Raw genomic sequence first — 13565 nt, forward strand, 5'->3', positions numbered from 1 at the left:
CGGGCACGCCAGGCTGGAGGAGGACGGGATGACGCGCAGGACAGCGGCACGATCGGCGATGGTGGCCGCCACGGTGGCGGTCACCGCGACACTGCTCGCCGCCTGCGGCAGCGCAGTACCGGCCGGTGGCGGCGACGGCGACGGCGGCGGCGGGGCGCAGACGTCGGGCACCGCGTTCGGACGCGCGCTCGCCGCGGTCCCGGACGATGCCGCCGTCACCGGCGTCGCCTGGGAGGAGACCGCGCGGATGGACCCGTCGCTGAGCCCGCTGGAGGGTTTCGGCATCGGGGGGCTCGGCACCGGCCGGACCAGCGCGCCGTTCCCCACCGACGGGGCCGAGATGGCGATGACCGTCCACACCGACGGCCCCGGGACGGGCCTCGTCTGGGGTGTCGGACCCGCGGTCCCGGCCGAGGCGGAGCTGCGGGCCGACGGGTACGAGCCGGCCGGCGACGGGCGCACCTGGGCGATGCCGCAGACCGACCTCGGCAGCCGGCTGCTGCCGTGGTTCCGGACCCCGGCCGCCGACGACGGCCCGATCACCTTCGGCCCGCAGCTCCCGGCGCCGCCGGAGCCGGAGCAGACCGGCCGCACCCTCGCCGACCGCTACGCCTCGCTCGTCGACTGCCTCGGCGATCCGGTGGTGGCCCAGATCGCCGGGGCCGAGGGCGCCGCCGGGGCCGACCCGGCGGACATCGCGGCGGGCGTGTTCTCCGGGACCGGGCGGGAGATCGTCTGCGGCCCCGGCGGGCCCGATCCCGAGGCCACCGCGGCGCGGCTGAGCGAGGCGCTCGGCCGCGACGGGCTCGCGGAGACCTACGGGGAGCAGATCGCCGAGGCCGGCACGGCGGAGGTCACCGTGACCGCCGACGGCCTGGTCCGGATCGAGACCGCCGACGGCACCCCACCCGGGCGCGCGCTGAACTCGTTGGCCCGCCGGGAGTGGCACGAGCTGTACGCGGGCTGAGCCGGCTCGCGGGACGACCCGACCCGGTGAGCCGACCGACCCGACCCGGTGAGTCGACCGGACCCGCGAGCCGAGCCGACCGCGGGCCGACCCGACCCGCGAGCCGAGCCGGAACGAGAGCCGAGCGGACCCGGGTCGAGCCGCGAGCCGCGCGCAGGTCAGGAGATCCGCGGCAGGAACCCGTCCGGCAGCTTCCCGGCCGCCGCGGTGTCGAGCAGCCAGCGGGTCCGCTCCGTCCCGCGGGCACCGCCCACCGGCAGCTCGGTCTCCGGGGTCCCGGTCAGCGCGCCCGCGATCGCGGGCGCCTTCCCGGCGCCCGCGGCGACCACCCACACCTCGCGGGAGCGCCGGGCCGCGGCCAGGGTCAGCGAGATCCGGGTCGGTGGCGGCTTCGGGCAGTCGAACACCGGAACCACGGTGGCGGCCTGCTCGTGCACGGCGGGGGAGTCCGGGAACACCGACAGCGTGTGCCCCTCCTCGCCCATACCGACCAGCGTCACGTCGAAGGCGGGGATGCCGTCCTCCTCCGGACGGGCCAGGTCCGCGAGCAGCTGCGTGTAGTCGCGGGCGGCCTGCGCGGCATCGTCGGCCGAGCCGCCACCGGCCGGGGCGGCCGGCATCGGATGCACCCGGGCCGGGTCCAGCGGCAGCCGGTCGAGCAGCGCCTCCCGGGCCTGGAGCTCGTTGCGCTCGCCGTCGTCGGCGGGCACGAACCGCTCGTCACCCCAGAACAGATCGACCGCCGACCAGTCGACGGCGTCCCGCACCGGGGACGCGGCGACGTCACGCAACAGCTGGATACCGACCCCACCCCCGGTCAGCACCACCCGGGGGACGTTGCCGCGAGCCTGGACGTCCACCAGTGCGGTCAGCAGCCGGGCCGCGGTCGCCGCGGCCAGCACGCCGGCATCGGGGTGGACGGCGACCTGGATCTTCTCGCCGGGGGACACGTTCACACCTGCCGACATCTCAGACCTTCATCGGGGTTCGGCCGCGGGTCACCTGGGACACTCCGGCCAGGGCTTCCTGGTAGACCTCGTCCGGATCGAGCCGGCGCAGCTCCTCCGCCAGGCAGTCGGAGACCTCCCGGCGGGCCAGCGCGATCAGCCGCTCCGGCTGGCCGGGCTGGGTCAGCCGGGCGGTACGGCCGTCCGGCCGGGCCAGCTCGATGTCACCGGTCGACCGGGTCAGCCGGATCAGCGTCAGCCCGTTCTCCTGCGCCGATGGGGAACGCTTCACCTTGACCCCGAGCGCGGCGGCCAGCCAGCCCGCCATCAGCTCGGTCGACGGCGAGACCGCCTCCCCGGCGACGACGGCGCCGGTGACCTCGTCGTGCGGCGGCACGTCCAGCGCCGCCGCGAGCTGCGCCCGCCAGTGCGTGAGCCGGGTCCAGGTGAGGTCGGTGTCGCCGGGCGCGTAATCCTTGCGCCGCTGCTCGAACGCCTTCGTCGGGTTCTTCGAGGAGAGCGCATCGGTGATCCGGCGCTGGGCCAGCCTGCCGACCGCGTCCTCGGACGGGCTGGCCGGCGCCTCACCCGGCCACCACGCGACGACCGGTGCGTCGGGCAGCAGCAGCGGCATCACCATGCCGGCGCCGGCGTCGTCGTCGGTGAGCGCACCGTATCCGCGGAGCACGATCACCTCGCTGGCACCGGCATCACCGCCGACCCGGATCTGTGCGTCCAGCCGGGCCGCGGCCCGGCGCTGGCCACGGGCCAGCACGAGCACCCGGCACGGGTGCTCCCGGCTGGCCGAGTTCGCCGCGTCGATGGCCCGTTCCAGCCCGGGGCCGTCGTCGGTCACGACGACCAGCGTCAGCACCCGACCGAGTGCGAACACCCCGCCGGACTCCCGCAGCTCGACGAGCTTGCGATTGACCACCGCGGTGTTGCTTGACGGCAGATCGATGATCATGACGAGCCCCCTCGTGGGTGGGAGGTGATGGGGTGGCAGATCACAGGCGGTGCAGCCGCGGCCGTTCGAGAACTCACGGCCGGCGCCAGTGTCGTCCGGTGCGGGCCAGCATCTCCGCCGACGAGTCGGGTCCCCAGGAACCGGCCGGGTAACCGTCGGGCCCCTCCGCGGAGTCCGCCCAGAACTCGATCACCGGATCGAGGATCTCCCAGGACCGCTCGACCTCCTCGTTCACCGGGAACAGCGACGGCTCGCCGAGCAGCACGTCCAGGATCAGCCGCTCGTAGGCCTCCGGCGACGACTCGGTGAAGGCGTTGCCGTAGCCGAAGTCCATCGTGACGTCGCGGACCTCCATCTGGTTCCCGGGCACCTTGGAGCCGAACCGCATCGTCACGCCCTCGTCCGGCTGCACCCGGATCACCAGGGCGTTCTGCCCGAGCTCCTCGGTCATCGTGGCGTCGAACGGCAGGTGCGGCGCGCGCTTGAACACGACCGCGATCTCGGTGACCCGGCGGCCGAGCCGCTTACCGGTGCGCAGGTAGAACGGCACGCCCGCCCAGCGCCGGTTCTCCACCTCGTAGGTGATCGCGGCGAACGTCTCGGTGGTGGACTCGGGATTGAAGCCCTCCTCCTCCTTGAGCCCCGGCACCTGTTCGCCGCCCTGCCAGCCGCCCTCGTACTGGCCGCGGGCGCTGGTCTCCTCCAGCGGCAGCGCCAGCTTGACCGCCTTCAGCACCTTGATCTTCTCGGCTCGCAGCTCGTCCGAGGAGAACGACGTCGGCTCCTCCATCGCGGTGAAGGCGAGCAGCTGCAGGAGGTGGTTCTGGATCACGTCGCGGGCGGCGCCGATGCCGTCGTAGTAACCGGCACGGCCACCCAGGCCGATGTCCTCGGCCATCGTGATCTGCACGTGGTCGACGTAGTTGGCGTTCCAGATCGGCTCGAACAGCTGGTTGGCGAAGCGCAGCGCGAGGACGTTCTGGACGGTCTCCTTGCCGAGGTAGTGGTCGATCCGGAAGACCGAGTCCTCGGGGAAGACCTCGTTGACGATCGCGTTCAGCTCCTTGGCCGACGCCAGGTCGTGCCCGAACGGCTTCTCGATCACCACCCGGCGCCAGACGTCCGGGTCCTCCTGCGCGGACAGTCCGGAGCGGGCGAGCTGCTTGCAGACCACCGGGAACGCGCTCGGCGGGATCGACAGGTAGAACGCGTGGTTGCCGCCGGTACCGCGCTTCTCGTCGAGCTCGCGGACCGTGCGCTCCAGCTCGTCGAACGAGGCGTCGTCGTCGAAGGAGCCCTGCACGAACCGCAGCCCCTCGGCGAGCCGGTCCCAGACCTCCTGTCGGAACGGGGTACGGGCGTGCTTGCGGACCGCCTCGTAGACGACCTGCCCGAAGTCCTCCGCGTTCCAGTCCCGCCGGGCGAACCCGGTGAGCGCGAAGCCCGGCGGGAGCAGGCCACGGTTGGCCAGGTCGTAGATCGCGGGCATCAGCTTCTTGCGCGACAGGTCCCCGGTCACCCCGAAGATCACCAGCCCGCACGGGCCGGCGATCCGGGGAAGGCGCTTGTCACGGGGATCCCGCAGCGGGTTGGTACGGCCGCCGTTCGCGGTGGGCATCGCCCCTCCTGATGTCGGTTCTCGACGGCTGGTCGTCCGGCGCGTCGTAGCGTCAGCCGCCCGGCCGGCCCTCCGGCCGGGTCTCCAGAGCCCTGGCGAGCGTGACGAGACCGGTCAACCGGTCTGTCAGGTGCAACCGCAGCACCGGGCGTCCGCGGCTGCGCTGCTCGCGGACGACCGCTCGGGCCTGTGCCGCGTGCAGGCTATCCATTCCGGACGGTTCCGGGGCGGTTTCAGCGCCGAACGGATCACCGAGACCGTCCGAGCCGTCCGGATCGAGCCCGCCGCCGGTGAGATGGCAGTGCACAGCCCGGTCCGGCCCGCCGGTGTCGCCGCTGCGGCAGCCGGGGGCCCAGCCGAAGGCGACGGGCAGCCCGGTCCGCCCGGCCAGCGGCCCGCGCAGCACCGCGACCGAGGCGTCGGACTCCGGGTCCAGCCATGCCGACACCGCCAGGTGGCCGTCGCGCTCGGCGACGGCGGCGAGCGCATCCAGCGCCCCGGTGATCGTGTCCACACCGGACGGCAGCCAGTCGCCGGCGTGCACCGCGACTCCGCCGTCGAAGAACACCGGCTGGTCCTCCGGCTCACCGGGAACGGGTGCCGGCAGCGCAGCCGCGAACGGGTCGGTCCGCAGTGTCCGGGCGGCCAGCGCCGCGGCGACCTGCCAGAGCACGATCGTGGCACCGGGTGCGGCGTCGGTGCGGACCGCCCCGAGCCCCGGGGCGGGTGCCGGCCCGGTCCCGTCGGCGTGCACGTCGACCACCGGCGGTGGTGCGGCCGGGTCCGCCGCGGGCGGCCCGGGTACCGCCTCGTCCGGCCCGATCGGGACCGCGGTCAATCCGGCGGCGGTGAGCAGCGGCGCGAGCCACGCGGTCAGCGCGGGGGAGCGGTCGTCGTCGCGCAGCGCCAGCACCGACCGGCCGGCCGCGACCAGCGCGCCGGCGAGCAGCAGCGCCGGATTGTCCGGGTCGTCCTCGGCGAGCGCCGCGGCGGCCGGGACGGCGGCCGCCAGCAATCCCACGACGTCGGCCCCGGCCAGCCCGGCCGGGACCAGCCCGAGCGGTCCGAGCGCGCCGAACCGGGCGGGTACGTCGGCGTCCAGGGTCACCACGGTGACCCCGCTGCCGGGGGTGTCCAGCGGCGAACCGGGCTCGGTGAGGTGCACGGTGCGCCCGGTGAGGGTCTCGGCGCCGATCTCGTCGGCCAGCGCCGAGGTCACCGCGTGCCGGACGGCGCCGACCACCGGATCGTCCCCGGCCGGGTCGGCGACCACCAGCACGGTCTCGTCCGGCTCCCCGGAGAGCGCCTCGGCGACCTGCACCGGATCGGCGGAGTCGAGCGCGGTCAACCGGGTGGTGTCCGGCGAACCGGCGGCGACCAGCCGGGCCACCGCGACGGCGTCCGGGGTCCCGACGAGCAGCACCCGATGTGCGCCGCCGACCGCGAACCGCTCGCGCAGCGCCGCGATCTGACCGGTCAGCGGCCGGGACGCCCTGGCCAGCCCGGTCCAGCCGGTGCCGGAACCGGGGGTGGCAGGCCAGACGCTCGGGTCGCCGTCGGCGACCCGGGACGCGACGGTCTCGTCCGCCAGCTCACCGGCAATCCGGCGGGCGGCGGCCGCGAACGGTTCCCCGGCCAGCACCACCCGTACCGGCGCGGTGGACCCCGGGGCGGAGCCACCGGCGGCGGCGGAGCCGAGATCGGCCCCGTCGCCGCCGGGAGTGTCGGCCACCGGCTACTTGGCGGCGTCGAGCTGCGAGCGGACCGTCTCCTGCAGTTCGGTCCACGACTTCTCGAACTTCTGCACACCCTCGTTCTCCAGGGCGAGGTAGACGTCGTCGAGGTCGATGCCGACGCCCTCCAGGTCGGTGAAGACCTGCTGGGCGGCACCCGCGGTGTCGGTCACCTGGTCACCGGTCACCTCACCGTGGTCGGCGAACGCCTCCAGCGTCTTCTCCGGCATGGTGTTGACGGTGTTGTCCACCACCAGCTCGGAGACGTAGAGGGTGTCCGGGTAGTCCGGGTTCTTGACCCCGGTGGACGCCCAGAGCGGTCGCTGCGCGTGCGCGCCCTTCGACTTCAGCGCGTCCCACCGGGCACCGGAGAACGCGTCCCGGTAGGCGGCGTAGGCCAGCCGGGAGTTCGCGACCGCCGCCTTCCCGCGCAGGGCGAGGGCCTCGTCGCCGCCGGTGGCCGCCAGCCGGGAGTCGATCTCCGAATCCACCCGGGACACGAAGAAGGAGCCAACCGAGTGGATCGCGGCGAGGTCCTGGCCGTTCTCCACGGCCTGCTCCAGGCCGGTCAGGTAGGCGTCCATGACGGCCTTGTAGCGCTCCACCGAGAAGATCAGCGTGACGTTGACGCTGATCCCCTCCGCGGTGACCCGGGTGATCGCGGGCAGGCCCGCCTCCGTCGCCGGGATCTTGACCAGCAGGTTCGGCCGGTCCACCGCCTTCCACAGGTCCAGCGCCTGGGCGACGGTCTTCTCGGTGTCGTGCGCCAGGCGCGGGTCGACCTCGAGCGAGACCCGCCCGTCGACGCCGTTCGTGCGCTCCCAGACCCCGGCGAAGACGTCGCAGGCCTGCTGCACGTCGGCGACGGTGATCTCGCGGATCGCCGAGTCGACGTCCGCGTCGCGGGCCGCCAGCTCGCGGACCTGTTCGTCGTAGGCGGCGCCGTCGGACAGCGCACCCGCGAAGATCGTCGGGTTGGTGGTGACTCCCACGACGTGCTTCTCGTCGATCAGCTCGACCAGGTTGCCGCTGGTCAGCCGCTCGCGGGACAGGTCGTCGAGCCAGATGGACACACCCGCCGCGGAGAGCGCGGCGAGACGATCGTTGCTCATGGTTGTCTCCTTGTGGCTCAGGAGTGATTCAGGAGGACTTCTCCGACGCGGCGAGTGACTCCCGCGCGGCGGCGGCGACGGTGTCACCGGTGAAGCCGAACTTCTCGAACAGGGTCGCCTGGTCGGCGCTGGCGCCGAAGTGCTCGATCGAGACCGAGCGGCCGGCGTCGCCGACGTAGCCGCGCCACGGCGACGCGATGCCCGCCTCGACCGAGACGCGCGCCTTCACCGCCGCGGGCAGCACGGACTCGCGGTACGCGGCGTCCTGCGCGGCGAACCACTCGACACACGGCATGGAGACCACCCGGGTACCGACACCGTCGGCCTCCAGGTTCTTCCGCGCGGCCACCGCGAGGTGCAGCTCCGAACCGGTGGCGATGATCACGACCTGCGGGACCCCGGACGACGCCTCCTCCAGCACGTAGCCGCCGCGGGCGACGCCCTCGGCGGAGGTGCCGCTCAGCGTCGGCACGTTCTGCCGGGTCAGCGCGAAACCGATCGGGCCGTCGGACGGCCGCTCCAGGGCGGCCTTCCAGGCGTAGACGGTCTCGTTCGCGTCGCCGGGCCGCACCACGGACAGGCCCGGGATCGCCCGCAGCGCTGCCAGGTGCTCGATCGGCTGGTGGGTCGGGCCGTCCTCGCCGAGGCCGATCGAGTCGTGCGTCCACACGTAGAGCGGGTTGGTCTTCATCAGCGCGGCCAGCCGCACGGCGGGTCGCATGTAGTCGGAGAAGACCAGGAACGTGCCGCCGTAGGCGCGGGTCGGGCCGTGCAGCGCGATGCCGTTCAGCACGGCACCCATGGCGTGCTCGCGGACACCGAAGTGCAGCGTGCGGCCGTAGGGCTGAGCGTTCCAGGTACCGGTGGTGGCCGACTTCGGGCCGAACGAATCGGCGCCCTTCATCGAGGTGTTGTTGGACTCGGCCAGGTCGGCCGAGCCACCCCACAGCTCCGGCAGCACATCGGCGACCGCCGCGAGCACGGCGCCGGAGGCCTTGCGGGTCGCGAGGCCCTTCTCGTCGGCGTCCCAGTGCGGCAGGACGTCGGCCCAGCCCTCCGGAAGCCGCTTGGCGAGCAGCCGGTCGAGCAGCTGCTTGCGCTGCGGCTCCCGCTGCGCCCACTCGTCGAAGGTGCCCTGCCAGGTGTCGTGCTCGGCGCGCGAGCGCTCGCCCACCGAGCGGGTGTGCTTCAGCACCGCGTCGTCGACCTCGAAGGTCTGGTCGGGGTCGAACCCGAGCACCTCCTTGACGGCGCGGACCTCGTCGTCGCCGAGCGCCGAGCCGTGCGCGGCACCGGTGTTCATCTTGTTCGGCGACGGGTAGCCGATCACCGTGCGCAGCACGATGATCGACGGCCGCGAGGTCTCCGCCTTCGCGGCCTCCAGCGCAGCCAGGATGCCGGTGACGTTCTCCCCGCCCTCGACGACCTGGACGTGCCAGCCGTAGGACTCGTAGCGCTTCGCCGTGTCCTCGTTGAGGGCGATGTTGGTGTCGTCCTCGATGGAGATCTCGTTGGCGTCGTAGATCACCGTGAGGTTGCCGAGCTCCTGGCGGCCGGCCAGCGACGAGGCCTCGGAGGTGACGCCCTCCTCGATGTCACCGTCCGAGGCGATCACGTAGATCTGGTGGTCGAACGGGCTGGCGCCCTCGGGGGCGTCCGGATCGAACAGGCCGCGCTCGCGGCGGGCGGCGATCGCCATCCCGACCGCGGACGACAGACCCTGGCCCAGCGGGCCGGTGGTCATCTCGACCCCGCGGGTGTGCCCGTACTCCGGGTGCCCCGGGGTGAGCGAGCCCCACTGCCGGAGCTGCTCGAGGTCTTCCCGCTCCAGGCCGTATCCGGCCAGGTAGAGCTGGATGTAGAGGGTGAGGCTGGAGTGCCCGGCGGAGAGCACGAACCGGTCGCGGCCGAGCCACTCGGGATCGGCCGGGTCGTGCCGCATGACCCGCTGGAACAGCGCGTACGCCACCGGGGCGAGGCTCATCGCGGTGCCGGGGTGACCACTGCCGCACTTCTGGACCGCGTCCGCGGCCAGCACCCGGATGGTGTCAACGGCCTTGCGGTCCAGCTCGGTCCAGTCGTCGGGCACGTGCGCGCGCGTGAGTGCGGCGACGGCGCTGTCCCCGTCGTGGGGGGACGTGGCGGTCTCGGACAAGGCGGTGGCTCCTGTACTCGCGTCGGCGTCTGAGGATGCTGCCGTGGGCGGCGGGGCGATGGTCGGCGGAGAGCACTTTCCGGCGTCGAGGACACCGCCGCGTACCGGCCCCGTACGGGTCCGGCGCACTGCGACCCGGACCGCCTGGTGGCATCGTCGCCACCCCCGGCGTCGCACACCCTACTGCGGACGCCGGGCCTGCGGGTTTGCCGACCGTCGCGGCAGCGGGCCCGGTCGTCCGACCCGGGAGTACCCCGGCGGCCCGCACCGCATGCCACCGGTTAACATCGACGCGCTGTAGAACGTGGCGCCCTGCTACCGCGCGGGCCCGCTTCTGGAGCCCAGCCCGAACACCGAGCCGAGCGAGGTACGAACAGGTGAGCGCACCCGCGTCGCGGCCTAGCCGGACCGCCGAGCCCGTCCCGCAGGGCCGGCCGGTCGCGTCCGCGGCGGACGGTCCGGCACCGGAGTCCCCGGCCCCGGCTCCGGCCGGACGGATGGCCCGGGTCCGGGCGACCCTGCTGGCCTACCTCGGTCTGACCAAGACGCGGATCATCGAGCAGCTGCTCGTGGTCACGGTGCCCGCGATGTTCCTCGCCCAGCGCGGGATCCCCTCGCTCTGGCTGATCGCCGCCACCCTGGTCGGTGGGGCGATGGCCGCCGCGGCGGCGCACGCGCTGAACTGCGTGGTCGACGCCGACATCGACAAGAAGATGAAGCGCACCGCGCGCCGGCCGCTGGCCGCCGGGCAGGTGCCCACCCGCAACGCGCTGATCTTCGGCCTGGTGCTCGCCGCTGCCAGCTCGGTCTGGCTCGGGTTCACCACCAACTGGCTCGCCGCCGCGCTGTCGCTCGCCGCCATCGCGTTCTACGTGCTGGTGTACACGCTGGTCCTGAAGCGCCGGACCGCGCAGAACATCGTCTGGGGCGGGGCCGCCGGCTGCATGCCGGTGGTGATCGGCTGGGCTGCGGTGACCGGCACCGTCGAGTGGCCGGCCCTGGTGATGTTCGGCGTGATCTTCTTCTGGACGCCGCCGCACTTCTGGGCGCTGGCGATGCGCTACCGCGAGGACTACGCGGCGGCCGGGGTGCCGATGCTGCCGGTGGTCGCGCCGGCGCCCGCGGTCTCGGTGCGGATCGTCGTCTACAGCTGGGTGATGGTGGCCTGGAGCCTGCTGCTGCTGCCGGTGACCTCCTGGGTCTACCTCGGCACCGCACTGCTCGGCGGGGCGTACTTCGTGTACCGGGCGCACCGGCTGCACGCCGACGTCCGGGCCGGTGGCGAGGTCTCCCCGATGCCGCTGTTCCACCTGTCGAACATCTACCTGTGCGTGCTGTTCGCGGCGATCGCGGTGGACGCGGCGCTGGGCCTGCCGGTCCTGTTCTAGGGCCTCCCGGCGGCGGTGAACCGCCCCGGGGTCCGGCCGGTGGTCTCGCGGAACGCGCGGACGAACGCGCTCGTCGTGCGGTAGCCGACCGCGTGCGCGGTCTCGGTGACGTTCGCACCACCCGCCAGTATCCGGACGCCGGCCCGCACCCGCGCGTGCGTCCGCCACTGCACGAAGGTCAGGCCGGTCTCGGCCCGGAACCGGCGCAGCAGGGTGCGGCTGCTCCAGCCGATCCGCCTGCTCCACTGCTCGGCCCCGTGGGCATCGCCCGGGGTCTCGACGATCCCCCTGGCGACCTCGCAGAGCCGCGGGTCCGCCGGCATCGGCAGGTCCGGTGGCCCGCCGGGGGCCGGTTCGACCGAGTCCAGCGCGACCTCCTCGGCCCGCCGGCGTGCCTGCGGTGTCAGGTCGGTGCGGGCGAGGTGCTCGGTCAGGCCGGTCCACGCCGGGCCGAGCCGGACCAGTGCGTGCTCCTGCAGCGGCACCGACGGCCCCGGCTCGACGAAGGTGCAGCGGTAGCCGGTGCTCCCGGAGATCACCCCGCGGTGCGGTGTGCCCGCCGGGATCCAGATGCCCGCCCCGACCGGGACGACCCACATCTCACGGTCGATCTCCACGGTGCGCGGGCCGGTCGTGTCCCAGATCAGCTCGTGGCACGGATGCTGGTGCTCGCGCACCCGGACCGGGCCGGGCAGCGGGGCGACTCGCCGCGTCCACACCCGGTGACCGGATCGGTCCGGCCGCTCGGCCTTGACGTGCACGCCGATGGTCAGGCACCGGTATCGGGAACGGGACATCATGTGTCCGATTATGAACACAGGCAAGCCTGTCCACACTCCTACGGTGGCGATCGTGATGATCACGGACCTCCCGACCGCCCCACCGGCCTGCGCGGCCATCTCGCGCCGGCTCCGCGAGCCGTTGCGCGGCACCGCCGCCGTCACCCGGGGCTGGTTGCTGGTGGAGCACCGCGGTGCCTGGGGGGACGGCGCCCTCGACCGGGTCGCCGCCGGACCGGGGGCGCGGATCGAGGCCCGCTGCGCGGCGGCCGGTGTCCGGGTCGTGCTGGTCCGTGAGCCCGGCCGGTCCCGGGCGGGCGGCCCGTTCCGGGTGCAGCTCGCGCACTCCGGGCGCGGCGGCCCGTGGCTGGAGGAGCTGCGGGTGTCGGGCCTCGACGAGCTCGTCGATCTCGATCCCGCGGTGACGCTGTCCCCTGAGCCGCCCGGTCTCGGGCGCCGGGTGGACCGGCCCCGGTTCCTGGTCTGTACGCACGGCCGCAAGGACGCCTGCTGCGCCGTGTTCGGCAGGCCGGTGGCCCGCGCACTGGCCGCGGGCGGACGGGTGTGGGAGTCGACCCATCTCGGCGGTGACCGGTTCGCCCCGGCGATGGTCTGCCTGCCGCACGGCGTCTACTACGGCCACGTCGATCCGGCGGACGCCGCCGGGCTCGCCCGGTCCTTCGACGACGGCCGGATCTCGCTGCGGCACCTGCGTGGCCGCTCGTCCGACCTCCCCGAGCAGCAGGTCGCCGAGCACGCGGTCCGCAGCGAGCGGGAACTGACCGGTGTCGACGACGTCACCCCGCTCGCGGTGCAGCCGGCTTCGGGTGACGGCGTGCTCGTCCCCGTCCGGCATCCGGGCGGCACGGACACGGTGCTGGTCCGGCCGGCGCCGTCGGAGGAACGGCTGATGTCGTGCACGGCGGGGGAGTGGGGCAGACCCGATCCGCGCGCCGTCGCGGTCACCGGGGCGGCCCGGTGAGCGCGCCGGGGAGCCGGGGTGTCGTGCTCTCCCGGCGGACGATGCTGGGGGCGCTCGGCGCGTCCGTCCTGCTCGGTGCCTGCGGCACCCGGGAGTCGTTGCCGGCGTCGGCGGACGGCGACACCCCGCGGGTGGTGACGATGGTTCCCGCCCTGCTGGACGCGGCGCTCGCGGTCGGCACGGTGCCGGTACTCGCGGCGGTCGTCGGGAGCACCGCGCCGGCGCACCTGGACGGTCGCGCCGACCAGGTCGAGCTGATGAACGGGATGCTCGGTGTCGACGTCGAGCGGGTGGTGGGGGCCCGGCCGGACCTGATCCTCACCCAGGCCGGGGAGGAGAACGAGGCGGAGCGCCTGGGCCGGGTGGCCCGCACCGTCGAGATCGTCGTCCCGGAGCCCGCCGGGCGCTGGAAGGACTACGTCGGGTCGGTCGCCGAGGCGCTGGACGGCGCCGAGGGGCTCGCCGCGGCGCAGGCGGAGCACGCCCGCCGGGTCGAGGCCGCCCGGCCGGCGCTCGCCGCACTGCGGGGCACCTGCTCGGTGCTGCAGGTCAGCGCCGACGGGGTGCGCTCCTACGGCCCGGACTCGTTCGCCGGGTCGCTGCTGCGCGAGGCGGGGGCGACCATGACGGCTGCGCCCGACGGAGCGGACTGGAACTCCGACGGCTATCTCGACGTCAGCCGGGAGCAGCTCGCCGCCGTCGCCGGGGACACCGTGTTCCTGATGGTGCGGGTCGCGGAGGGTGAGGACGACTCCGAGGCCCGGCGGGACCCGCTCTGGAACAGGCTGGACGCCGTCGCGCAGGGCCGGGCGCACGTCGTCGACCGCGGGACGTGGGTGCACCGCGGGTACTTCTCCGCCGCGCACGTCCTGGACGAGGCGAGCCGCCTCGCCCAGGACTGACGACGACCGCCCGGG

At 74.0% G+C, this 13565-nt stretch carries 11 protein-coding genes; 4 read left to right on the forward strand and 7 right to left on the reverse strand.

All coding sequences use genetic code 11. The features are described 5' to 3' along the window. The first annotated feature begins 28 nt into the window (after positions 1–28). On the forward strand, positions 29–967 hold the full coding sequence (locus Pdca_RS15750) for a hypothetical protein (protein WP_125911428.1): 939 nt from the start codon (positions 29–31) through the stop codon (positions 965–967). A gap of 158 nt (positions 968–1125) precedes the next feature. Here the strand turns inward: Pdca_RS15750 and pgl are convergent, their stop codons facing one another. The 6 genes from pgl to tkt all read right to left on the reverse strand — a co-directional run bounded on the left by pgl (position 1126) and on the right by tkt (position 9499). After that, positions 1126–1935 carry a 6-phosphogluconolactonase gene (pgl, locus tag Pdca_RS15755; protein ID WP_085913873.1) on the reverse strand — a complete coding sequence of 270 codons (810 nt, stop codon included), beginning with the start codon at positions 1933–1935 and terminating at the stop codon, positions 1126–1128. Position 1936: 1 nt separating this feature from the next. Continuing rightward, entirely contained in the window at positions 1937–2881 is a 945-nt protein-coding gene (opcA, locus tag Pdca_RS15760; RefSeq protein ID WP_085913872.1) for a glucose-6-phosphate dehydrogenase assembly protein OpcA, read from the reverse strand. 73 nt (positions 2882–2954) lie between these two features. After that, positions 2955–4499, reverse strand: a complete 1545-nt coding sequence (zwf, locus tag Pdca_RS15765; RefSeq protein WP_085913871.1) for a glucose-6-phosphate dehydrogenase — start codon at positions 4497–4499, stop codon at positions 2955–2957. Between the two features lie 52 nt (positions 4500–4551). Next, complete coding sequence (locus Pdca_RS15770; RefSeq protein ID WP_085913870.1) at positions 4552–6231, reverse strand: hypothetical protein; 1680 nt, start codon at positions 6229–6231, stop codon at positions 4552–4554. A 3-nt stretch (positions 6232–6234) separates the two neighbouring features. Further along, positions 6235–7344, reverse strand: a complete 1110-nt coding sequence (gene tal / locus Pdca_RS15775) for a transaldolase (RefSeq protein ID WP_085913869.1) — start codon at positions 7342–7344, stop codon at positions 6235–6237. Positions 7345–7372: 28 nt separating this feature from the next. Continuing rightward, entirely contained in the window at positions 7373–9499 is a 2127-nt protein-coding gene (tkt, locus tag Pdca_RS15780; RefSeq protein ID WP_232021586.1) for a transketolase, read from the reverse strand. Positions 9500–9876: 377 nt separating this feature from the next. Between tkt and Pdca_RS15785 the strand changes: the two genes are divergently transcribed. Beyond that, positions 9877–10887 carry a heme o synthase gene (locus Pdca_RS15785; protein WP_373865465.1) on the forward strand — a complete coding sequence of 337 codons (1011 nt, stop codon included), beginning with the start codon at positions 9877–9879 and terminating at the stop codon, positions 10885–10887. Here Pdca_RS15785 and Pdca_RS15790 read toward each other — a convergent pair. After that, the gene (locus Pdca_RS15790) at positions 10884–11687 is read right to left on the reverse strand and encodes a helix-turn-helix domain-containing protein (RefSeq protein ID WP_158092207.1); all 804 of its coding nucleotides are present in this window, start codon (positions 11685–11687) and stop codon (positions 10884–10886) included. The genes Pdca_RS15785 and Pdca_RS15790 overlap by 4 nt on opposite strands. A 55-nt stretch (positions 11688–11742) precedes the next feature. On the opposite strand from Pdca_RS15790, the gene Pdca_RS37575 reads away from it, so the two are divergent. Together Pdca_RS37575 and Pdca_RS15800 are read left to right on the forward strand one after the other, a co-directional pair. Continuing rightward, positions 11743–12648 (forward strand): ferredoxin family protein, encoded by a 906-nt coding sequence (locus Pdca_RS37575; protein ID WP_085913867.1) that lies wholly within the window; start codon positions 11743–11745, stop codon positions 12646–12648. Then, complete coding sequence (locus Pdca_RS15800; protein ID WP_125911430.1) at positions 12645–13550, forward strand: ABC transporter substrate-binding protein; 906 nt, start codon at positions 12645–12647, stop codon at positions 13548–13550. The genes Pdca_RS37575 and Pdca_RS15800 overlap by 4 nt, the downstream gene beginning before the upstream one ends. Positions 13551–13565: the final 15 nt, after the last annotated feature.

Source organism: Pseudonocardia autotrophica, assembly GCF_003945385.1.
Classification (GTDB): Bacteria; Actinomycetota; Actinomycetes; order Mycobacteriales; family Pseudonocardiaceae; genus Pseudonocardia; species Pseudonocardia autotrophica.